Below are 21,123 nucleotides of genomic sequence, written 5' to 3'. Positions count from 1 at the left end.
CCGGTATAACCGGACGGGTGGACTTCCTGACCCGCCTTCCGGTGATCGGCCCGCTCGTGGCACGGGTGCTGCACAGCCGCCCGTACCGTGCCTACGAACACTTCACCGCCGTCCGCGGCAACCGGCTGGCCGGCGCGGTCACCTTCTTCGGCTTCCTCGCGCTCTTCCCGCTGCTCACGGTGGCGCTGGCGATCGCCGTCGCCACCCTCAGCGACGCCCGCGTCCAGGACATCCAGGACCGCATCTCCGAGCAGCTGCCCGGTATCTCGGACGCGCTCAACCTGCCCTCCCTGGTGGCCAACGCCGGCGCGGTAGGGCTGGTCAGCGGCGTCCTCCTGCTGCTCTCCGGGCTCGGCTGGGTGGACACCATGCGCACCTCGATCCGGGACGTGTGGCAGTTGCCCGACGAGGAGGGCAACCCGCTGCTGCGCAAGGGCTGGGACTGCCTGGTCCTGGGCGGCCTGGGCGTGGTCTCGCTGTTCTCGCTGGGGGCCTCGGCCGCGGGGACGACGCTGGCCGGCCGGATCGCCGACTGGATCGGCCTGGGCCGCGGCGGGCCCGGCGGTTACCTGCTCACCGGCGTGGGCCTGCTGGTCGCGGTCGCCTCGGCGATGCTGCTCTTCGCCTACCTGCTGGCGCCGTTCGCGCGGATCGGCGGGCAGCGCCGGCGGGTCGTGCTGCAGGGGGCGCTGATCGGCGCGGTCGGCTTCGAGCTGCTGAAGATCCTGCTCTCCTCCTACCTCGGCTCGGTCGCGGGGAAGAGCCTCTACGGCGCCTTCGGGGTGCCGGTGGCACTGCTGCTCTGGATCAACTTCGTCTGCCGGCTGCTGATGTACTGCGTGGCCTGGACGGCGACGGCCGACCCGGAGGCCGCCCGGGACCGGGTCCGCGAGCGGGCCCGCGCGATGGTCGAGGCCGCCGACGAGGCCGTTGACCGGGCCGCCGACCAGACGAAGCCCGGAGCGAAGGCCGGAGCGACGAAGGCCGGAGCGGAGGCCCCGGCCGGAGGCGCTGCGGACGGCGGGCGTGAGAGCGGCCCCGGGGGCGGGGGCGAAGCGGACGGCGGCGCGACGGAGGCCCGGCCCCGGACGTGAGACCGGGCCCCGTCACGGGTTTCAGCCGCCGCCGGCGCGCCGCCGGTTGAGCAGCAGCAGCCCGGCGGCGCCGCCCGAGGTGAGGGCGAGCGCGACGGCGATCCAGCCGACCGGGCCGAGCCCGTCGCCGTCGCCGTCGCCGCCAGTGTGCGCGGCGGATGCCGTGTCCGCGGCGGTGGCCGTGGCGGCCGGCGAGGGGTGCGGCGGCGGTGCGGGTGCGCCGGCGGCGCCGCCCGCCTGGCCGGTCGGGACCGGTGCGGCGGTCTCGCCCTCCTCGACCAGCTTCCCGACCGGGGTGACCTTGCCGGCCGCGGCGAAGCCCCAGTCCAGCAGCGCCGCCGTCTCGTCGTAGACCTTCTGGTACGAGGTCGGGTGCATGACCGTCACCAGCAGGGTGCGACCGTCCCGCTCGGCGGCGCCGACGAAGGTGGAGCCGGCGTTGGTGGTGAAACCGTTCTTCACGCCGATCAGGCCGGGGTACTTGCCGAGCAGCCGGTTGGTGTTGGCGATCCCGAAGCTGCCGCGCTGCCCGGTGTTCTTGTCCACCGCGCCGGGGAACAGCATGTCGCGGGTGGCGCAGTACCCGCGGAAGTCGGGGTTGCGCAGCCCGGCGCGGGCGAACAGGGTCAGGTCGTAGGCCGAGGAGACCTGGCCCTCCGCGTCGTAGCCGTCCGGCGAGACCACCCGGGTGTCCCGGGCCTGGAGCGCCTCCGCCCGGGCCTGCATCTCGGCGACGGTCTGCTGGACGCCGCCGTTCATGTGCGCGAGGACGTGCACCGCGTCGTTGCCGGAGCTGAGGAAGACCCCGCGCCAGAGGTCCTCGACCCGGTACTCCAGGTCCTCCTTGATGCCGACCAGGGAGCTGCCGGCGCCGATCCCCTGGATCTCCGCGTCCGCGACCTTGTGCACGGCGTTGCGGTCGAACTTGGGCAGCACGGTGTCGGCGAAGAGGATCTTGAGGGTGGAGGCCGGGGCCAGCCGCAGATGCGGGTTGCTGGCCGCCAGCACCTCGCCGGACGCCGCGTCGGCGACTATCCAGGACTGCCCGGTGAGATCGCCCGGCAGGGCCGGGGCGCCGGCCAGTGGCGCCACCTGGACCCCGGGGAGGCCCAGCCGTTCGCCGCCGACCGCGGCCGGCGGCGGTGGTTCGTTCGGGGCCGCGACGGCCACCGGGGCGGCGAGGAGGAGCGGAAGGGCCGCGACGGGCGCGGCGATCACACGTGCGAGCTTCGAGCAAGTGGGCACCAGCAGACGGTACCCAGTGCGGGCCCCCGCCGTCCGCCACTCCGTCGTCCTCCGCCGCAGGAGGGGCCCGCCGTACTCCGAACGGCCGCCCGCGCATACTGGGGAGGCACGTCGTCTTCACCGCTCCGCCGCCTTCACCGCGTCGCCCCACCGCCCCACCGAGGAACGCCCCATGAAGCTCAGTCGCCGCACCTCCTGGTTCCTGACCGCCTTCGGCGTCTGGTCCATGATCATCTGGACCACCTTCGTCAAGAACCTCTGGAAGGACTCCGGCGGTCAGGCCTTCGTCGACGGCGACCACGGGCAGCCCACCGCCTTCTTCTGGATCCACCTGCTGCTCGCCGCGACCTCCTTCGCACTCGGCGTCGCCGTCGGCGCGGTCGGCGTCCGCGGCCTGCGCGCCGCCCGGCGGGAGCCGGTCGCCGACTGACGCGATACCCGGTTGCCTGACGGTCCGGCAGGCTGGAAGTATCCCCACCGCTCGATCGCGATCGAATCTTCTTTCGCGTCCTTCATCGCACCAAGGGTGGGGTACTCCATGAAGCCTGCGCACCTCCGTCGGCTCGGCGGGGCGGCTGCCGTCGCCGTGGCGGCAGGTCTGCTCGCCGCGCCGACCGCCGGCGCGGCCGAGACCGGCCTCCGGGTCACCGGGACCACCGCGTCCCCGCGGCCCGGGAACGTTTCCGAGGGCGTCGTCACCGACGCCTGCGACGCCACCACCGCACCCGGCTGGATCGGGCGGACCACCGACGGCCCGACGCTCAGGGCGACCGTCGCCTCGGACACCGCGGGCACCCCCTCCGCCCGCTTCTCGGTCCGGGACCTCACCGCCGACGGCGCCGCCGTCTTCAGCGCCGTCCGCGAGGCCTCCGCCTGGAACAAGGAGGCGACCACCCTCGTCCCCGGCCTGGTGGACGGCCACAGCTACGCCTGGAACGCCCGCGCCCTCCAGGGCCACAAGATCTCGGCGGCGTCCCCGGACTGCCACTTCAAGGTGGACCTGACCAGCGCCCAGCCCACCGTCTCCTCCCCGGACTTCCCGCCGCTCGGCTCCGGTCAGACGCCCGGCAAGTACGCGGGAGAGACCGCCGCCTTCGTCATCAGCGGTACCGACCCGGCCCCCGCCGGCGGGGGCGGGGCCTCGGGCCTGGCCTGCTACCGGTACGCCTTCAACGACAGCCTCCTGATGTCCGGCGGCTGCGACAGCGGCGCCAGCGTGAAGCCCGGCCCGGGCGGCACCGTCACGCTCGACGTCAAGGTGAGGGAGTGGGGCACCAACGTCCTGTACGTCAAGGCGGTGGACAACGCCGGCAACAGCAGCTTCAACACCGGCTACCACTTCTACGCCCCCTCGGACCCGCGGCCGAAGGACCTCGGCGTGCTGCGCTGAGCCTTCTCCGGGTACGGCGAAGGCCCCGTCCGATCGTGAGATCGGACGGGGCCTTCGTCAGGGAGCGGGGATCAGAAGCGACGGGTGACCAGCGCCCGCTTCACTTCCTGGATCGCCTTGGTGACCTCGATGCCACGCGGGCAGGCCTCCGAACAGTTGAAGGTGGTCCGGCAGCGCCAGACGCCCTCACGGTCGTTCAGGATCTCCAGCCGCTGCTCCGCACCCTCGTCGCGCGAGTCGAAGATGAAGCGGTGCGCGTTGACGATCGCGGCCGGACCGAAGTACTGGCCGTCGTTCCAGAAGACCGGGCAGGACGACGTGCACGCGGCGCACAGGATGCACTTGGTGGTGTCGTCGAACCGCTCGCGGTCCTCGGCGGACTGCAGGCGCTCGCGGGTCGGGTCGTTCCCCTTGGTGATGAGGAACGGCATGACGTCCTTGTACGCCTGGAAGAACGGGTCCATGTCCACGATCAGGTCCTTGAGGACCGTCAGGCCCTTGATGGCCTCGATCGTGATCGGCTTCTCCGGGTTGACGTCCTTGACCAGGGTCTTGCACGCCAGCCGGTTGCGGCCGTTGATCCGCATCGCGTCGGAGCCGCAGATGCCGTGGGCGCAGGAACGGCGGTAGGTGAGGGTGCCGTCCTGCTCCCACTTGATCTTGTTGAGCGCGTCCAGGACGCGCTCCTTCGGGTCCATCTCCAGCTGGTAGTCGACCCACACCGGGTCCGGGTGCTCCTCCGGGTTGAACCGGCGGATCCGGAAAGTGACGGTGATCAGCTTGACGGCCCCGCTCTCGGCCGCGTCCAGAGCGGCCGAGTGCTTCTCCACGGTCGGAGTGCTCATCAGTACTTACGCTCCATCGGCTGGTAGCGGGTCGTGACGACCGGCTTGTAGTCGAGGCGGATGGAGGTGGTGCCGTCCGCGGCAACCTCCTGGTACGCCATGGTGTGCTGCATGAACTTCACGTCGTCACGGGTCGGGAAGTCCTCGCGGTAGTGACCGCCGCGCGACTCCTCGCGGGCGAGCGCGGAGACGGCCAGGACCTCGGCCAGGTCGAGCAGGTTGCCCAGCTCGACTGCCTCCAGCAGGTCCGTGTTGTAACGGAAGCCCTTGTCCTGGATCGCGACGTTCTTGTACCGCTCGCGCAGCGCGGCGATGTCCTCGACCGCCTGCTTGAGGGTGGCACCGGTGCGGTAGACCATGGCGTTGGTGTCCATGGTCTCCTGCAGCTCCTTGCGGATCACCGCCACGGACTCGGTGCCGGTGGACTCGCGCAGGTTGTCGACCAGGGCCTGGACCTTCTCGGCCGGGTTCTCGGGAAGCTCGGTGTAGCCCACCGTCTGCGCGTAGTCGGCGGCGGCGATGCCGGCGCGCTTGCCGAAGACGTTGATGTCCAGCAGCGAGTTGGTGCCCAGGCGGTTGGCGCCGTGCACGGACACGCAGGCGACCTCGCCGGCCGCGTACAGGCCGGGGACCACGTCGGTGTTGTTGCGCAGCACCTCGCCCTCGACGTTGGTCGGGATGCCGCCCATGGCGTAGTGCGCGGTCGGCTGGATCGGGATCGGGTCCGTGTAGGGCTCGATGCCGAGGTAGGTGCGCGCGAACTCGGTGATGTCCGGGAGCTTGGCGTCCAGCTGCTCCGGCGGCAGGTGGGTGAGGTCCAGGTAGACGTGGTCGCCGTCCGGACCGCAGCCGCGGCCTTCGCGGATCTCGGTGTAGATCGCGCGGGAGCAGACGTCACGGGACGCGAGGTCCTTCATGACGGGGGCATAGCGCTCCATGAAGCGCTCGCCGTCCTTGTTGCGCAGGATGCCGCCCTCGCCGCGGGCGCCCTCGGTGAGCAGGATGCCCATGCGCCAGATGCCCGTCGGGTGGAACTGGAAGAACTCCATGTCCTCCAGCGGCAGGCCGCGGCGGTAGACCAGGGCCTGGCCGTCACCGGTGAGGGTGTGGGCGTTGGAGGAGACCTTGAAGAACTTGCCGGTGCCGCCGGAGGCGAAGACGACCGACTTGGCCTGGAAGACGTGGATCTCGCCGGTGGCCAGCTCGTAGGCGACGACGCCGGCGGTCTTGCCCTCGTTGAGCAGCAGGTCGAGGACGTAGAACTCGTTGAAGAACTCGACGCCGTGCTTGACGCAGTTCTGGAACAGCGTCTGGAGGATCATGTGACCGGTGCGGTCGGCCGCGTAACACGAGCGGCGGACCGGGGCCTCGCCGTGGTTGCGGGAGTGGCCGCCGAAGCGGCGCTGGTCGATCCGGCCCTGTTCGGTGCGGGAGAAGGGGAGACCCATCTTCTCCAGGTCGAGGACGGCGTCGATGGCCTCCTTGCACATGATCTCGGCGGCGTCCTGGTCGACCAGGTAGTCACCACCCTTGACCGTGTCGAAGGTGTGCCACTCCCAGTTGTCCTCCTCGACGTTGGCGAGGGCGGCGCACATGCCGCCCTGGGCCGCGCCGGTGTGGGACCGGGTGGGGTAGAGCTTGGTGAGCACCGCGGTGCGGCTGCGCTGGGTCGACTCGATGGCCGCGCGCATGCCGGCGCCGCCGGCGCCGACGATGACGGTGTCGTACTGGTGAATCTGCATGGGGGTTCTAACTCGCCTCTGGCCTCTGCCGATTGCCGATTAGATGTTCGGGTCGAAAGTGAAGATCACCAGGGTGCCGAGCAACACGGTGAAGACCGTGGCGGCGCCCATGAGGCCCTTCAGCCAGAGCCGGGTGGAGTCCTTCTCGGCGTAGTCGTTGATGACCGTCCGCATGCCGTTGGAGCCGTGGAGCATGGCCAGCCAGAGCATCAGGAGGTCCCAGCCCTGCCAGAACGGCGAGGCCCAGCGGCCGGCCACGAAGGCGAAGCCGATCTTGGAGACGCCGCCGTCGAGCACCAGCATGATCAGCAGGTGGCCGAGGATCAGCACCACGAGGACGATGCCGGACAGGCGCATGAAGAGCCAGGCCAGCATCTCGAAGTTGGTACGGGTGCGGCGCGGGGTCTTCTTCGTCCGCTGGCGCGCCGGCTCGATCACGAAGTCGTCGGCGGGGTTGCCCGTGCCGAGACCCTTGCCGGTGTGCGCCTGGGCGGAGGGGACCACCAGGGCGTCGGAGATTTCCGTGGACATGTCTCAGATCACTTCCCGAACCAGGAGGTCAGCGTGTGCTGCAGGATCGGGTAGAAGGCGCCGGCCATCAGGACGACCCAGACCCCGACCACGGACCAGAGCATCTGCCTCTGGTACTTCGGGCCCTTCGACCAGAAGTCGACGGCAACGACCCGCAGGCCGTTCAGGGCGTGGAACAGGATGGCGGCCACCAGGCCGTACTCCATCAGGTTCACGAGTGGCGTCTTGTACGTCTGAATGACGGTGTCGTACGCCTCGGGGGACACGCGCACCAGTGCGGTGTCCAGGACATGTGCAAACAGGAAGAAGAAGATGAGGACGCCGGTGACTCGATGAGCCACCCAGCTCCACATGCCTTCCCGGCCGCGGTACAGCGTTCCAGCCGGCACGGAAAAACCCTCCGGAAGCGATTGGGGGCTCGGCCGGCTTCGGTGTCGGTCAGCCCGGCCGGGTACGGTCCACCGGCCGCGAGCATCCTATCGACGCCGTGTCGGGAACCGCCTCCGGGGGCCCGAGGTGTGATCAATCAGGCACGACTGGCCTAGTCGGGCGGGAACCCGGGCATCGGTTGTCACGGAAAGTGACGGTTCGGGCGCGCTACCGTGCGCACCCCCCGAACCCTGTCGCCGACACCCTGCCGAGGCCCCCGTGCTGCCTTCCCCTCCCCGCCCCTCGCCCGTTCCGCCGCCCCGTCTCTCGCCCCGCCTATCGCTCAGGCCCTCGACCCGTCCGCTGTCCGGCCTGGTGCTCGGCGCCCTGTTCCTCGCCACCGGCTGCGCCACCGTGGACGGCTCCGCCGACCGGGCCCGGGGCGGCGGCCCGGGCCGGGAGCTGTCGGCGGCCGAGCTGCGCGCGGCCGTGGTGACCGACGCCGACCTCGGCCCCGGCTACACGGTCACGGTGATGACGCCGGGTCACGGCGAGACCGGCTCGGGGGGCGGGCGGGAGGTCGCCGACCTTCCGGTGTGCCAGCCGCTGCTGGACGCGGTGACCCCGGCGGTGGCGGCCGGCGCGGCCTCGGCCCCGCCCGGCCCGGCGGCGCCGTACGCGGAGACGGACCTGGGCGTGGCGCGGGCCGCGGACCCGGAGGGGAGCGTCTACGGGGGGCTGCTCGGCTACCGGGGCGACCGGGCGGCCCGGCTGCAGGCGGAGCTGGGGGGTCTGTTCGGTCCGTGTGCGGACTTCACCTCGACGGCGCCGCCGCCGCCGGCGGAGAAGGGGCGCAAGGAGGTGCGGACCCGGCACCGGCTGAGCCGGAACGACACGCCCACGCCCGGGGGAGCCGACGCCGTGACCGGATTCACCCTCACGAATGAATCGGGGCCGGTGGTGCTCGCTCAGCGTGCGGTGCTGGCGCGGGTCGGTCCGGCGCTGGTGGTGTTCAGCACGGTCGGTGTGGGCCCGGCTCCGGCCCCCGAGCCGGACGGGCGGATCGTCGGACAGCAGGTGGCCAAGCTGCGGGCGGCCCAGAAGGGCTGAGCCGCCCGGAGAACGACCGGGCCGCCCGGTCCGGCCGCTCCGCCCGGGTGGGACGGTGCGGCCGGCCGGGCGGCTCAGCGGGCCGAGGCCCCGGAATGGGTGGCGACCAGGTGTTCCAGGCGGGTGAGGGCGATCCGGCGCAGTTCGTCGGACGCCACCAGACGCTCCTCGTCCCGGTCGTTGGCGAGCCGGGTGCGGATCGAGCTGAGGACGGTGTCGAGCATCTCCTCGGGGACGACGTTCTCCAGGCAGACCACGAAGACGTGGCCGAACCTGGCCTCGTAGGCGGCGTGGGCCGCCCGGAGCGCGGTGTGCGCCGCCTGGCTGCCGGGTGCGCGCATGCCGAGGAGCGGCTGCGGCATCCAGCTCTCGTCCGCCAGCGCCTCGGCCAGGTCGGCCGGGCGCAGGTCGTACGAGGCCTCGCTGGCGGCGGCCAGCAGGGACTCTATGTCGGGGTAGGGCCGGTGCGCGGTGAGCCTGAGGGCCCACCGGTGGCTGCCGCAGCAGGCCAGCAGGGCCTCTTCGGCGGCGCCGGCGTCGGCCTCGTTGAAGCGGTGAAGTCCGAGGAGGGTCGGCTCGGTCCGGGGGTCGAGCCGCTGTGACGGAATGTCGCTGGCCAGCGGGTCCTCCTCGTGAGGGCGGGAAGGGGCCGGTGAAGTGGCGGTGAAGTCAGGTGAAGTATGAGGCTGCGGGGCGGCGTCCAACGCCCCTCCGTCAGCGACTCAAAGGTAGTTGAGCGGTCATCAGTTGGGGAGAGCGCACGCGGATTTCATCCGAACGAGCTATCAAGTTGTGACGTTGACACCTCGGTGTCAGCGCCCTCCCCATCTTCATCTGCTACGACGTGCCGTCCCCCGTGCCCCTTCCGTCAGCACCGCGTTCCACGGGGTCGCTCCGCACGGCGCCCGGCAACGCGTCAGGAACACCTGGTCCCGGCGGCCGGGAGCGTTCCCTCGGCGAGGTAGGCGGCGTAGGCCGCGTCGATGCAGCCGTTGCCCTTGCCGAAGGCGCCGTGGCCCTCGCCGACCCGGGTCAGCAGGGTGGCGTTGGCGAAGCCCTTGGCCAGCGACTCGGCGGCGGCGTACGGGGTGGCCGGGTCTCCGGTGGAGCCGACGACCAGGATCGGCGCGCTGCCCTCGGCCCGGACGGTGTGCGGCTTCTCGGGCGACTTGAACGGCCAGCCGGTGCAGGAGCCCTCGGTGAAGTCCTCCGCGGTGACGTCCTTGGTGAGCAGCGGGGCCTCCTGCCGGAGCTTCGCCACGGCCGCCTGGGCCTGCTCGGGTGTCGGGGCCGAGGAGGCGCCGTCGGCGCAGCGGACGGCGACCAGGGCCGCCTCGCTGGGGTCGTAGTGGCCCTGGTCGTCCCGGCCGTTGGACTCGTCGGCGGAAGCGAGCAGGACGTTGCCCTGGCGGGCCTGCATCGCCTCGGCGAAGGCGAGCCGCAGGTACGGCCAGTAGGTCTTCTCGTCGCCGTAGAGCATCTGCGTGACGCCGGTCCAGGCGAGGCCGCTGCCGACCTTGCGGCCGTCCTTGGTGGGCAGCGGCTTGTCGCGCAGCCCGTCGAGGAAGTCGGCGGCCTTCTTGGCGGCCTTGGCGGAGGACTTGCCCAGCGCGCACTCGTCGGCGTGGTTCTCGACGCAGTCGACGGCGAAGCGCTCGAAGGACTTCGCGAAGCCGATGATCTGGTTGACGCTGCTGTCGAGGCTCTCCTGGGCGGGGTCGACGGCGGCGTCGAGGATCAGCCGGCCGGTGTTCCCGGGGAACTCCTCCGCGTAGAGCGCGCCGAGGTAGGTGCCGTAGGAGATGCCCAGGTAGTTGAGCTTCTGGTCGCCGACGGCGGCGCGCAGCACGTCCAGGTCGCGTGCGGTGCTGCGGGTGCCGACGAAGGGCAGCAGCTTGCCGGACTTGGCCTGGCAGGCGGCGATGTACTCGGCCTCCTGCTTGTCCGACAGGGCCTTCGCCTCCTGCGGGTCGAGCGGGTCGTCCTGCGCGTTGAGCGCGTCGCGCTGCTTGTCGTCCAGGCAGACCACCGGGGAGCTCCCGCCGGTGCCGCGCGGGTCGAACCCGATCACGTCGAAGCGGTTGTGCAGGGTGCCGTCGAACTGCTCGGCGCCGAACTTGACCATCTCCACGCCGGAGCCGCCCGGGCCGCCGGGGTTGACCATCAGCGAGCCGATCCGCTGGTCCTGCTTGCCGGCGGGCAGCTTGATCAGCGCGAGGTCGAGGGCCTCGCCCGCCGGGTCGGCGTAGTCGAGCGGGACGTGCAGCTTGCCGCACTTCATCAGGGACGTGTCGATCTTCGCCTCGGCCGCCTTGGCGTCCGGGGCGCAGGCGGCCCAGCTGATCTGCTGGCCGTAGAACGGCTTGAGCGCGGGGTCGGCGGCGCCGGTCGGCTTCGCGGTCGGGGTGGGCGTCGGGGTGGGCGTCGGCGTCCCGGCGGTTGCGGTGGCGGCCGTCGGCGGGGTGGTGGCGGCCTGGTCCTGGGCGGGCTTCTGGTCCCCGCCGCACGCCGTGGTGAGGAGAAGGGTGCCGGCAGCGACCGCGGCCAGCAGAAAGCGCGGGCGGGCGGCCCGATAATTCGTCATCGCACGTATGTACCACTGTCAGGTGACAACCCCGGTGCGCACCCCCGGGGTACCGGCCCCGGAAGGCCGGTACCGAAAGGATCGAACGCATGCGAACTGCCTGAACGCCGCCATGGGCCGGGCCGCACTGCGGCGGGCCGGCCCGGGGGCGGGGGAGGGGTCAGAGCTCCCGGTGCACCTTGTGGTTGGCGGCCTGGGCGCGCGGGCGGACCACCAGCAGGTCGATGTTGACGTGGGACGGCCGGGTGACCGCCCAGGCCACGGTGTCGGCGACGTCCTCCGAGGTCAGCGGCTCGGCGACGCCCGCGTACACGGAGGCGGCCTTCTCCTCGTCGCCCCGGAACCGGGTGACGGCGAAGCCCTCGGACTTGACCATGCCCGGGGCGATCTCGATCACCCGGACCGGCTCCCCGCACAGCTCAAGCCGGAGCGTCGCGGCGATGGTGTGCGCCGCGTGCTTGGCCGCCACGTAGCCGCCGCCGCCCTCGTACGCGGCCAGCGCCGCGGTGGAGGAGAGGACGAGGATGGTGCCGTCGCCGCTCGCCCGCAGGGCCGGCAGCAGCGCCTGCGTCACGTGCAGCACGCCGAGCACGTTCACCTGGTACATGGCCAGCCAGTCCGCCGGGTCGCCCGACTCCACCGGCTCGGCCCCGATCGCCCCGCCGGCGTTGTTCACCAGGACGTCGACCCGGCCGATCCCGGCCGCGAAGGCGTCCACGGCGGCCCGGTCGGTCACGTCCAGGGTGTGGGCGCGCCCACCGATCTCCTTGGCCAGCTGCTCGATCCGGTCGGTCCGGCGGGCGGTCAGCACCACGTCGAAGCCCTCGGCCGCGAGCCGGCGGGCGGTTGCCGCGCCGATCCCGCTGCTCGCGCCGGTGACGACGGCCACCTTCTGCTCGGTCATTGCCACTCCTGAGATATCCGGTCGGTTCAGCCGATCATCTCAAGGCCGCTCGCCCCTGGGCCGCCGGCGTTACATTGCGAGGGGAGGGGACCGTCCGGCCGAACACCGCGGAGGACACCATGACCCCCGAACCGCCGCCCGAACCGCGCCGCACCGAGTCGGGCCTCCCGATCGCGCCGCTCTACGGCCCCGAGGCCCGGGCCGGCCGGGACCCGGCCGAGCGGCTGGGCCGGCCGGGCGCGTACCCGTACACCCGGGGCGTCCACCCGTCGATGTACACGGGCCGGCTCTGGACGATGCGCCAGTACGCCGGCTTCGGCACCGCGGCCGAGTCCAACGCCCGCTACCGGCAGCTGATCGCCGGCGGCTCCACCGGCCTCTCGGTCGCCTTCGACCTGCCGACCCAGATGGGTTACGACTCGGACGCCCCGCTCGCCGCCGGGGAGGTCGGCCGGGTCGGCGTCGCGGTGGACAGCGTCGAGGACGTGGCCGACCTGTTCGAGGGCATCCCGCTCGGCGAGGTCTCCACCTCGATGACCATCAACGCACCGGCCGCCCTGCTGCTCCTGCTCTACCAGCTGGTCGGCGAGGCCCGGGGGGTGCCGCCGGCCCGGCTCACCGGCACCGTGCAGAACGACGTGCTCAAGGAGTACATCGCCCGCGGCACCTACATCTTCCCGCCGCGGCCCTCGCTGCGGCTGGTCGCGGACGTCCTCCGGTACTGCCGGGCCGAGATCCCGCGCTGGAACACCATCTCGATCTCCGGCTACCACATGGCCGAGGCCGGGGCGACGCCCGCGCAGGAGGTCGCCTTCACCCTGGCCGACGGCATCGCGTACGTGCGCGCCGCACGGGCGGCGGGTCTGGCGGTGGACGACTTCGCGCCCCGGCTCTCCTTCTTCTTCGTGGCCCGGACCACGCTGCTGGAGGAGGTCGCCAAGTTCCGCGCGGCCCGCCGGATCTGGGCCCGGGTGATGCGCGACGAGTTCGGTGCCCGGGACCCCCGCTCGCAGATGCTGCGCTTCCACACCCAGACCGCCGGGGTGCAGCTGACCGCCCAGCAGCCCGAGGTCAACCTGGTCCGGGTCGCGGTGCAGGCCCTCGCGGCGGTGCTCGGCGGCACCCAGTCGCTGCACACCAACTCCTTCGACGAGGCGATCGCGCTGCCCACCGAGAAGGCGGCCCGGCTCGCCCTGCGCACCCAGCAGGTGCTCGCGTACGAGACGGACGTGACCGCCACCGTCGACCCGTTCGCCGGCTCGTACGCCGTGGAGGCGCTGACCGACGCGACGGAGGAGGCCGTGCTCGCGCTGATGGCCCGGGTCGAGGAACTCGGCGGCGCGGTGGCCGCGATCGAGGCCGGGTACCAGAAGACGGAGATCGAGCGGAACGCCTACCGGATCCAGCGGGAGACCGAGGCGGGGGAGCGGACGGTGGTCGGGGTCAACCGGTTCCGGCTGGCGTCCGAGGAGCCCTACCGGCCGCTCAGGGTGGACCCGGAGGCCGGCCGGCGGCAGGTGGCCCGGCTGGCCCGGGTGCGGGCGGCGCGGGACCGGTCGGCGGTGGACCGCTCGCTGGCCGCGCTGCGCCGGACGGCCGGGGGGCCGGGCAACGTGCTGTACCCGATGCGGGAGGCGCTGGCCGCCCGGGCCACCGTGGGCGAGGTCTGCGACGCGCTGCGCGAGGTCTGGGGCGGCTACGCCCCGGTCGAGCGGTTCTGAGTGGTGCGGGGCCGGACCGTCGGTGTCGCCGTGCGATTCCGAGCCATCGTCAATTCCCCTGGTGGGAGGGGCGTGACCTTGATCGCCGACGGTCGTTGCACTGGGCAGGAATCTGGGGAAGGCGGCTGAAACAAGATGTCATACCCACCTGCTCGGCCGGTATGCGCCCATCCGGGGACTTCTTTTCCGGAAGTCGGGCCAAATCCCCCCAACGGGCCTACCCTTGTTGAGATGAACCGTCGTGAGTCCGCCCAGTCGGCCGTCACCCTCACCGCTGCCCGTCCCGCCGCCGGTCTCCGTGACCGGGTGAGCGGGCTGGAGCCCGAGCTGATCGCCTTCCGGCGGGACCTGCACCGGCACCCGGAGCTGGGCCGCCAGGAGTTCCGTACCACCGGCCTGCTGCGCGACCGCCTGGTCGCCGCGGGCCTCGCCCCCCGGATCCTCCCGGGCGGCACCGGAATGCTCGTCGACATCGTTCCCGAGTCCGCACCGCGCGGGGCCGGCTTCCTGGCCTTCCGCGCCGACATCGACGCCCTGCCGATCGACGACGCCAAGACCGACGTCCCCTACCGTTCGACCGTGCCCGGCCGGGCCCACGCCTGCGGCCACGACGTGCACACCTCGGTGGTGCTGGGCACCGCGCTGGTGCTGGCCGAGGCGGCCCGCACCGGCGAGCTGCGCCGTCCGGTCCGGTTGGTCTTCCAGCCCGCCGAGGAGGTCATGCCCGGCGGTGCGCTGGACGTGATCGCGGCCGGCGGGATGGACGGCGTCGAGCGGATCTTCGCGGTGCACTGCGACCCGAAGGTGGAGGTGGGCCGGGTCGGGCTGCGGGTCGGGGCGATCACCTCGGCCTGCGACCGCCTGGTCCTGAGCCTGGACGGTCCCGGCGGCCACACCGCCCGCCCGCACCTGACCACGGACCTGGTCACCGCGATCGCCCGGATGGCGGCCGACCTCCCGACCCTGCTGGCCCGGCGGATGGACCCGCGCTGGGGCGTCTCGCTGGTCTGGGGCCGGATCGCCGCCGGCTCCGCGCCCAACGTGATCCCGCAGCACGCGGAGCTGGAGGGCACCGTCCGCTGCCTGGAGCTGGCCGGCTGGCGGGATGCGCCGGAGCTGCTGCACGAGCTGATCGCCAGGCTCGCCGAGACGTACCGGGCCAAGTGGACGCTGGACTACCACCGGGGTGTCCCGCCGGTGGTCAACGAGGCGGTCTCGGTGGCCCTGCTGGAGGAGGCCATGACAGCGCGTTTCGGCCGCTCCGGCCGCCAGGTGGTGGAGGACACCGAGCAGTCGCTCGGCGGCGAGGACTTCTCCTGGTACCTGGAGCACGCTCCGGGTGCGCTGGCCCGGCTCGGCGTCCGCACCCCCGGCGACACCGCCGTCCGTGACCTGCACCAGGGCAGATTCGATGTGGACGAGCGCGCGATCGCGATCGGTGTGGAGCTGTTCGCGGCGCTGGCCCTGGATCCGGACACGGAGCCCGGGGAAGGCTCCGAGGTCCTCTGAGGGCCCTTTCGGCGGTCGTAAACCGGACACTCACCATGAGTGTCCGGTTTGTCGCAATACAGGCTTTATTTACGGTTACGTACACTGGGCTGCGCCAGTTCCGACCGCCGTTCCTGCACGGAAAAGGGGCGTCGGGAGGGCCGTGAGACCACGGTTTGATAACAACCCGAATGCTCCGGCGGCCCGTAACCCAACCGTGTTCTACGCGCGTTACGGTGGCGTCCGACCACGCTAATCGGGTGCGTGTGAGAAGGAGATACTCCCTTGCGCCGTTCTACTAAGCTCGCCGCGGTTGTGCTCTCGGGTTCCCTGGGCATCGCCTCGCTCGCCGCTTGCGGCGCAAAGAGCAACGACACCGCCGCCTCTTCCGGCTCCGCCGACGGCGGCCTGAAGGTCGGCATGGCCTACGACATCGGTGGCCGTGGCGACCAGTCGTTCAACGACTCCGCCGCGCGCGGCCTGGACAAGGCCAAGAACGAGCTCGGCGTCGCCGTGACCGAGGCCGACGCCAAGACCGGCGAGGCCGAGGCCGACAAGGAGACCCGGCTCAAGAACCTGGTCACCGCCGGCTACAACCCGATCATCGCGGTCGGTTTCGTGTACCAGGCTGCGGTCGAGAAGATCGCCAAGGAGAACCCGAACACCAAGTTCGCGATCATCGACTCGGCCTCCGAGACCCAGCCGAGCAACGTCACCTCGCTGACGTTCTCCGAGCAGGAGGGCTCGTACCTGGCCGGTGTGGCCGCCGCGCTCAAGTCGAAGAACAAGCACGTCGGCTTCATCGGCGGCGTGCAGACCGAGCTGATCAAGAAGTTCGAGGCGGGCTACCGCGCGGGCGTCAAGTCCGTCGACCCGAACATGCCGGTCGAGGTCACCTACCTCACCACGCCCCCGGACTTCTCCGGCTTCGCCTCGCCCGACAAGGGCAAGGAGGCCGCCCAGGGCCAGCTCGACAAGAAGGCCGACGTCATCTACACCGCCGCCGGCTCCTCCGGCAACGGCGCGATCGAGGCCGCTGCCAACGCCAACGCCCTGGCCATCGGCGTCGACTCCGACCAGGCCGCCCAGCCGGCCCTGGCGAAGTACAAGAACAGCATCCTCACGTCGATGGTGAAGAACGTCGACAAGGCCGTCTTCTCCTACGTCGAGTCGATCAAGAAGGGCACCCCCTTCACCGGCGTGAAGAACTTCGACCTCAAGGCCGACGGTGTCTCGCTGGCCACCACCGGCAACAAGATCGACGACATCAAGGCCAAGCTCGACGAGGCCGGCAACGCCATCAAGAGCGGCGCCACCACCGTCCCGACCGACCCCACCAAGTAGGGGTTCGACCGGACGTCGCTGCCGCTGCCGCCTGCCCGGCAGCGCCATGATGGACGCAACATCAGGGAGGGGCCCGGAAGGGTGCGCTCAGTGCGTACCCCCGGGCCCCGTCCCGTCCCTCCACCGCTTTTCGCTTTTGGCCCTCCAGCGCAACGACGCGCCTCCAGACCACCAGGAGATCGCCATCACCGCATCCGACCCCGCCCCGCACACGGGCGGTACCCCCAGCGCGGGGACGGCGACACCGGCCGTCGAACTGCGCGGCATCACCAAGCGCTTCCCCGGTGTCGTGGCCAACCACGACATCAACCTCACCGTCCGCACCGGTACCGTGCACGCCCTCATGGGCGAGAACGGCGCCGGCAAGTCGACGCTGATGAAGATCCTCTACGGCATGCAGAAGCCGGACGAGGGCACCATCGCGATCAACGGTGAGCTGTGCGAGTTCAACACCCCGGGCGAGGCCATCGCGCGCGGCATCGGCATGGTGCACCAGCACTTCATGCTCGCCGACAACCTCACCGTCTGGGAGAACGTCGTCCTCGGCGGCGAGCACCTGTACGGCATCGGTGCCAAGGCCAAGGCGAAGATCAAGGAGATCTCCGACCAGTACGGCCTGGGCGTGCGCCCGGACACCCTGGTCGAGGACCTCGGCGTGGCCGACCGCCAGCGCGTCGAGATCCTCAAGGTGCTCTACCGCGGCGCCAAGATCCTGATCCTCGACGAGCCCACCGCGGTGCTCGTCCCGCAGGAGGTCGACGCGCTCTTCGACAACCTGCGCGAGCTCAAGTCCGAGGGCGTCACCGTCATCTTCATCTCGCACAAGCTGCACGAGGTGCTCTCGGTGGCGGACGCGATCAGCGTCATCCGCCGCGGCACCACCGTCGGCGACGCGGACCCGAAGAGCGTCAGCGCCCGCCAGCTGGCCGAGCTGATGGTCGGCTCCGAGCTGCCCTCCCCGGAGAGCCGCGAGTCCACCGTCACCACCGACGTGATGCTGGACGTCGCGGGCCTGCGGATCGCCAAGACCGACGCCGAGGGCATCGAGCGCGTGGTCCTGGACGACATCTCGCTGCGCATCCACAAGGGCGAGATCCTCGGCATCGCCGGCGTCGAGGGCAACGGCCAGGCCGAACTGGTCGAGGCCGTCATGGGCATGCTGCCGCTCGACGCAGGCGCCGTCACCCTCGACGGCAAGGACCTCTCCGGCACCCTCACCCGGGCCCGCCGCCAGGCCGGCATCGGCTACATCCCCGAGGACCGCCACCGGCACGGCCTGCTGCTGGAGGCCCCGCTCTGGGAGAACCGGATCCTCGGCCACGTCACCGAGGCCCCGAACTCCAAGGGCGTCCTGCTCGATCCCGCCGGTGCCCGCAAGGACACCGCGCGGATCGTCGAGCAGTACGACGTCCGCACCCCCGGCATCGAGGTCACCGCGGCCTCCCTCTCCGGCGGCAACCAGCAGAAGCTGATCATCGGCCGCGAGATGAGCCACCGGCCCAAGCTGCTGATCGCCGCCCACCCCACCCGCGGTGTGGACGTCGGCGCGCAGGCGCAGATCTGGGAGCACATCCGGGTCGCGCAGCGCGAGGGCCTCGCGGTCCTGCTGATCTCCGCCGACCTGGACGAGCTGATCGGGCTCTCCGACACCATCCGGGTGATCTACCGCGGCCGGCTGGTCGCCGACGCGGACCCGGCCACCGTCACCGCCGAGGACCTCGGCACCGCGATGACCGGTGCGGCCCGCGGCCACATCGAGTCCGAGCCCGAGGCCGTCGAGGAGTTCCAGGCGACCCGGGTCGAGGGCACCGAGGCCGAGCCCGCCGCCGGGGACGACGCCCCGTCCGTCACCGCCGGGGACGACACCCCCACCGACACCGCCGACGACCAGCAGGCGGGGGAGTAGCCACATGACCAGTCCCAACCCCGCAGCCAAGCGTTCGCTGGCGCAGCGGATCAGCGGCGAGAAGATCGTGCTCGCCCTCGCAGCGCCGGTGCTCGCCGTGCTGCTCTCCGTCGTGATCTGTTCCGTCCTCCTGGCGACCTCGGGCAAGAACCCGTTCGACGCCTGGAACGTGATGATCACGTACGCCACCAAGTCGGACGGCCAGGTGGCCATCCTCAACCGGTCCACCACGTACTACCTGGCCGCCGCGGCCGCCGCCTTCGGCTTCCGGATGAACCTCTTCAACATCGGCGTCGAGGGCCAGTACAAGGTGGCCGCGCTGTTCGCCGCCTTCGTCGGCAGCCGGCTCGACCTGCCGTCGTTCATCCAGATCCCGCTGCTGCTGATCACCGCCATGCTGGTCGGCGGCCTGTACGCGAGCATCGCCGGTCTGCTGAAGGTCCTCCGCGGCGTCAGCGAGGTCATCTCGACCATCATGCTGAACGCCATCGCGGTCGCCATTGTCGGCCTGCTGCTCGTCCCCGGCATCTTCGCGCCGGAGAAGAGCGGCACCAGCAACTCGATCCAGACCGCCCCGGTCTCGGAGTCCAGTCACTTCTTCGCGATCAACACCGACGGCGGCCCGCTCTACGGCTTCCTCTTCATCGCGATCCTGGTCGGCGTGGCCTTCCAGTTCACCCTGACCCGGACCCGCTTCGGCTTCGACCTGCGCGCCACCGGCCGCTCGGAGTCCGCGGCGACCGCGTCCGGCGTGAACGTCAAGCGCATGGTCGTCATCTCCATGGCGGTCTCCGGTGCGCTGGCCGGTCTGATCGGTCTGCCCGAGCTGCTGCAGAACTCGTACAACTACGGCCAGAGCTTCCAGGGCGGCCTCGGCTTCCTGGGCATCTCGGTCGCGCTGCTCGGCCGCAACAGCCCGATCGGCATGGCCTTCGCGGCCCTGCTCTTCGCCTTCCTGGACGCCACCGGCTCCCAGCTGCCGCTCCAGGGCGGCTTCCCGTTCGAGATCGTCCCGGTCATGCAGGGCACCATCGTCATCTGCGTCGTCGTCGCCTACGAGCTGGTGCGTCGCTACGGCCTCAAGCGCCAGCAGCAGAAGGTCGGCGCCGAACTCGCCGCCCAGGCCGCCGCGGCCAACGAGAAGAAGGAGGTGTCCGCATGAGCACGGCCACCGCAGCCCGGGCGAAGGCGCCGGGCGCTCCCGCCAAGAAGCGCAAGATGTCCTGGCCGGTGGTGCTGCTGCTGATCGCGGGCGCCCTGGTCCTCTTCTCGGCCGTCGGCATGATCACCGACAACCACTCGCTGACCTCCTCCGGTCAGGTCACCGCCGCGCTCAGCGCCGCCGTGCCGATCGGCATGGCGGGCCTCGGCGGTCTCTGGTCCGAGCGGGCCGGCGTGGTCAACATCGGCCTCGAAGGCATGATGGTCGCCGGCACCTTCGCCGGCGCCTGGGGCGGCTACCTGGTCAGCCCGTGGTTCGGCCTGGTGGCCGGCATGCTCGGCGGTGCGCTGGGCGGTCTGCTCCACGCGGTCATCACCGTGACGTTCGGCGTCGACCACATCGTCTCCGGCGTCGGCGTCAACCTGCTGATCCCCGGCATCTGCGCGTACGTCAACCGGATCTACTACAAGGACTACATCTCCGCCGGTGCCGGCGCGAACCAGTCCCCGCCGGCCGATCCGCTGCCGTACATCACGATCCCCGGCCTCTCGTCCGGCCTGAAGGACATCGAGACCCACCACTGGTTCCTGGTCTCCGACGTGGCCGGCGTGCTCGGCGGTCTGGTCACCAACATCTCGGTGGTCGTGCTGCTGGCCGGCGCGCTGATCGTGGTCAGCTACTTCGCGCTCTGGCGCACCGTGTTCGGCCTGCGGCTGCGCTCCTGCGGCGAGAACCCGACCGCTGCGGAGTCGCTGGGCGTCAACGTCTACAAGTACAAGTACCTCGCGGTCATCACCTCCGGCGCCTTCGCGGGCCTCGGCGGCGCGTACCTCTCGCTGGTCGCGGCGCACTTCTACAAGGACGGCCAGACCAACGGCCGTGGCTTCATCGGCCTCGCGGCGATGATCTTCGGCAACTGGATGCCGGGCGGTCTCGCCATGGGCGCGGGCCTGTTCGGCTTCACCGACAGCCTCCAGCTGCGTGACCCGGAGTCGGTGCACGTGCTGATCCTGGTGGTCGCCATCGCGATGGTGCTGCTGGCGCTCTGGAACCTGTACCGCCGCAAGATCCCGGCCGCGCTGATCACCTTCGTGGTCGCCGGTGGCCTCTTCACCTGGTACTTCACCACCGAGGAGGTGCAGCGTCCGCTGATCGTGGCGACGCCGTACGTCATCACCCTGGTGGTGCTCTCGCTGGCCTCGCAGCGGCTGCGCCCGCCGAAGGCCGACGGCCAGATCTACCGCAAGGGCCAGGGCAAGTGACGGCCGCGGCCCCGACGGTCGACTGGGAGGCGCTCCGCGAGGCGGCGCGCGAGGCGATGACCCACGCCTACGCCCCGTACAGCAGGTTCCCGGTCGGCGCGGCCGCCCTGGTGGACGACGGCCGGGTGGTCACCGGCTGCAACGTCGAGAACGCCTCGTACGGGATCGGCCTCTGCGCCGAGTGCGGTCTGGTCTCCGCGCTGCACGCCGGCGGAGGCGGCCGGCTGACCGCGTTCACCTGCGTGGACGGGGCCGGCGAGCTGCTGATGCCGTGCGGGCGCTGCCGCCAGCTGCTGTACGAGCACGGCGGGCCGGAGCTGCTGATCGAGCTGCCGTCCGGGGTGCGCCCGATGAGTGAGGTCCTGCCCGACGCGTTCGGGCCGGAGCGGCTCTAGCACTGCCATTTGTTACGCGCGTAGAGTGTCG

General features: G+C 71.3%; 19 protein-coding genes. 11 read left to right on the top strand and 8 right to left on the bottom strand.

Annotated features, from left to right (window positions below; all coding sequences use genetic code 11):
• Window positions 1-17 precede the first annotated feature (17 nt).
• A complete protein-coding gene (locus tag PUR61_RS42435; RefSeq protein ID WP_329885316.1) occupies window positions 18-1,094 on the top strand; it encodes a YihY/virulence factor BrkB family protein in 1,077 nt (358 codons plus the stop codon).
• A 21-nt stretch (window positions 1,095-1,115) separates the two neighbouring features.
• On the opposite strand, the gene PUR61_RS42430 is transcribed toward PUR61_RS42435, so the two are convergent.
• Window positions 1,116-2,339: a D-alanyl-D-alanine carboxypeptidase family protein gene (locus PUR61_RS42430; RefSeq protein ID WP_443035340.1), complete on the bottom strand. Its 1,224-nt coding sequence runs from the start codon at window positions 2,337-2,339 to the stop codon at window positions 1,116-1,118.
• A gap of 172 nt (window positions 2,340-2,511) precedes the next feature.
• On the opposite strand from PUR61_RS42430, the gene PUR61_RS42425 reads away from it, so the two are divergent.
• On the top strand, window positions 2,512-2,769 hold the full coding sequence (locus PUR61_RS42425; protein ID WP_329885315.1) for an SCO4848 family membrane protein: 258 nt from the start codon (window positions 2,512-2,514) through the stop codon (window positions 2,767-2,769).
• Between the two features lie 108 nt (window positions 2,770-2,877).
• Window positions 2,878-3,729: a hypothetical protein gene (locus tag PUR61_RS42420; protein WP_329885314.1), complete on the top strand. Its 852-nt coding sequence runs from the start codon at window positions 2,878-2,880 to the stop codon at window positions 3,727-3,729.
• A 71-nt stretch (window positions 3,730-3,800) separates the two neighbouring features.
• On the opposite strand, the gene PUR61_RS42415 is transcribed toward PUR61_RS42420, so the two are convergent.
• Genes PUR61_RS42415 through sdhC form a run of 4 tightly spaced genes read right to left on the bottom strand, consistent with a single transcriptional unit; the run spans window position 3,801 to window position 7,236 of the window.
• Window positions 3,801-4,574, bottom strand: a complete 774-nt coding sequence (locus PUR61_RS42415; protein ID WP_329885313.1) for a succinate dehydrogenase iron-sulfur subunit — start codon at window positions 4,572-4,574, stop codon at window positions 3,801-3,803.
• A complete protein-coding gene (sdhA, locus tag PUR61_RS42410) occupies window positions 4,574-6,316 on the bottom strand; it encodes a succinate dehydrogenase flavoprotein subunit (RefSeq protein ID WP_329885312.1) in 1,743 nt (580 codons plus the stop codon). The genes PUR61_RS42415 and sdhA overlap by 1 nt, the downstream gene beginning before the upstream one ends.
• 39 nt (window positions 6,317-6,355) lie before the next feature.
• Complete coding sequence (locus PUR61_RS42405; RefSeq protein ID WP_329885311.1) at window positions 6,356-6,847, bottom strand: succinate dehydrogenase hydrophobic membrane anchor subunit; 492 nt, start codon at window positions 6,845-6,847, stop codon at window positions 6,356-6,358.
• An 8-nt stretch (window positions 6,848-6,855) separates the two neighbouring features.
• On the bottom strand, window positions 6,856-7,236 hold the full coding sequence (gene sdhC, locus PUR61_RS42400; RefSeq protein WP_329885310.1) for a succinate dehydrogenase, cytochrome b556 subunit: 381 nt from the start codon (window positions 7,234-7,236) through the stop codon (window positions 6,856-6,858).
• A 355-nt stretch (window positions 7,237-7,591) separates the two neighbouring features.
• Here sdhC and PUR61_RS42395 point away from each other — a divergent pair, with 355 nt between their 5' ends.
• Window positions 7,592-8,326, top strand: coding sequence for a hypothetical protein (locus tag PUR61_RS42395; RefSeq protein ID WP_329885309.1), 735 nt, complete (start codon window positions 7,592-7,594; stop codon window positions 8,324-8,326).
• 74 nt (window positions 8,327-8,400) lie between these two features.
• Here PUR61_RS42395 and PUR61_RS42390 read toward each other — a convergent pair whose 3' ends face one another.
• The 3 genes from PUR61_RS42390 to PUR61_RS42380 form a co-directional block, all read right to left on the bottom strand.
• Entirely contained in the window at window positions 8,401-8,946 is a 546-nt protein-coding gene (locus PUR61_RS42390) for a 2-oxo-4-hydroxy-4-carboxy-5-ureidoimidazoline decarboxylase (protein WP_380358639.1), read from the bottom strand.
• 296 nt (window positions 8,947-9,242) lie between these two features.
• Window positions 9,243-10,910 (bottom strand): alpha/beta hydrolase, encoded by a 1,668-nt coding sequence (locus PUR61_RS42385; RefSeq protein ID WP_329885308.1) that lies wholly within the window; start codon window positions 10,908-10,910, stop codon window positions 9,243-9,245.
• 160 nt (window positions 10,911-11,070) lie between these two features.
• Window positions 11,071-11,814: an SDR family oxidoreductase gene (locus PUR61_RS42380; protein WP_329885307.1), complete on the bottom strand. Its 744-nt coding sequence runs from the start codon at window positions 11,812-11,814 to the stop codon at window positions 11,071-11,073.
• Window positions 11,815-11,933: 119 nt separating this feature from the next.
• Between PUR61_RS42380 and PUR61_RS42375 the strand changes: the two genes are divergently transcribed.
• The 7 genes from PUR61_RS42375 to PUR61_RS42345 all read left to right on the top strand — a co-directional run bounded on the left by PUR61_RS42375 (window position 11,934) and on the right by PUR61_RS42345 (window position 21,092).
• Window positions 11,934-13,535, top strand: coding sequence for an acyl-CoA mutase large subunit family protein (locus PUR61_RS42375; protein WP_329885306.1), 1,602 nt, complete (start codon window positions 11,934-11,936; stop codon window positions 13,533-13,535).
• Between the two features lie 231 nt (window positions 13,536-13,766).
• On the top strand, window positions 13,767-15,044 hold the full coding sequence (locus tag PUR61_RS42370; RefSeq protein ID WP_329885305.1) for an amidohydrolase: 1,278 nt from the start codon (window positions 13,767-13,769) through the stop codon (window positions 15,042-15,044).
• Between the two features lie 264 nt (window positions 15,045-15,308).
• Window positions 15,309-16,367, top strand: coding sequence for a BMP family lipoprotein (locus PUR61_RS42365; RefSeq protein WP_329885304.1), 1,059 nt, complete (start codon window positions 15,309-15,311; stop codon window positions 16,365-16,367).
• A 343-nt stretch (window positions 16,368-16,710) separates the two neighbouring features.
• Window positions 16,711-18,273 carry an ABC transporter ATP-binding protein gene (locus PUR61_RS42360; RefSeq protein WP_329885726.1) on the top strand — a complete coding sequence of 521 codons (1,563 nt, stop codon included), beginning with the start codon at window positions 16,711-16,713 and terminating at the stop codon, window positions 18,271-18,273.
• A 4-nt stretch (window positions 18,274-18,277) separates the two neighbouring features.
• The gene (locus PUR61_RS42355) at window positions 18,278-19,435 is read left to right on the top strand and encodes an ABC transporter permease (RefSeq protein WP_329885303.1); all 1,158 of its coding nucleotides are present in this window, start codon (window positions 18,278-18,280) and stop codon (window positions 19,433-19,435) included.
• Window positions 19,432-20,697, top strand: a complete 1,266-nt coding sequence (locus PUR61_RS42350; protein ID WP_329885302.1) for an ABC transporter permease — start codon at window positions 19,432-19,434, stop codon at window positions 20,695-20,697. Before PUR61_RS42355 ends, PUR61_RS42350 begins: the two co-directional genes overlap by 4 nt.
• Window positions 20,694-21,092, top strand: coding sequence for a cytidine deaminase (locus PUR61_RS42345; protein WP_329885301.1), 399 nt, complete (start codon window positions 20,694-20,696; stop codon window positions 21,090-21,092). Before PUR61_RS42350 ends, PUR61_RS42345 begins: the two co-directional genes overlap by 4 nt.
• Window positions 21,093-21,123: the final 31 nt, after the last annotated feature.

The sequence above is a fragment of the Streptomyces sp. BE20 genome (assembly GCF_036322525.1).
GTDB lineage: Bacteria > Actinomycetota > Actinomycetes > Streptomycetales > Streptomycetaceae > Kitasatospora.
Note: the sequence above shows the minus strand (reverse complement) of the source record. Positions and strands in the feature narration are given on the sequence as shown.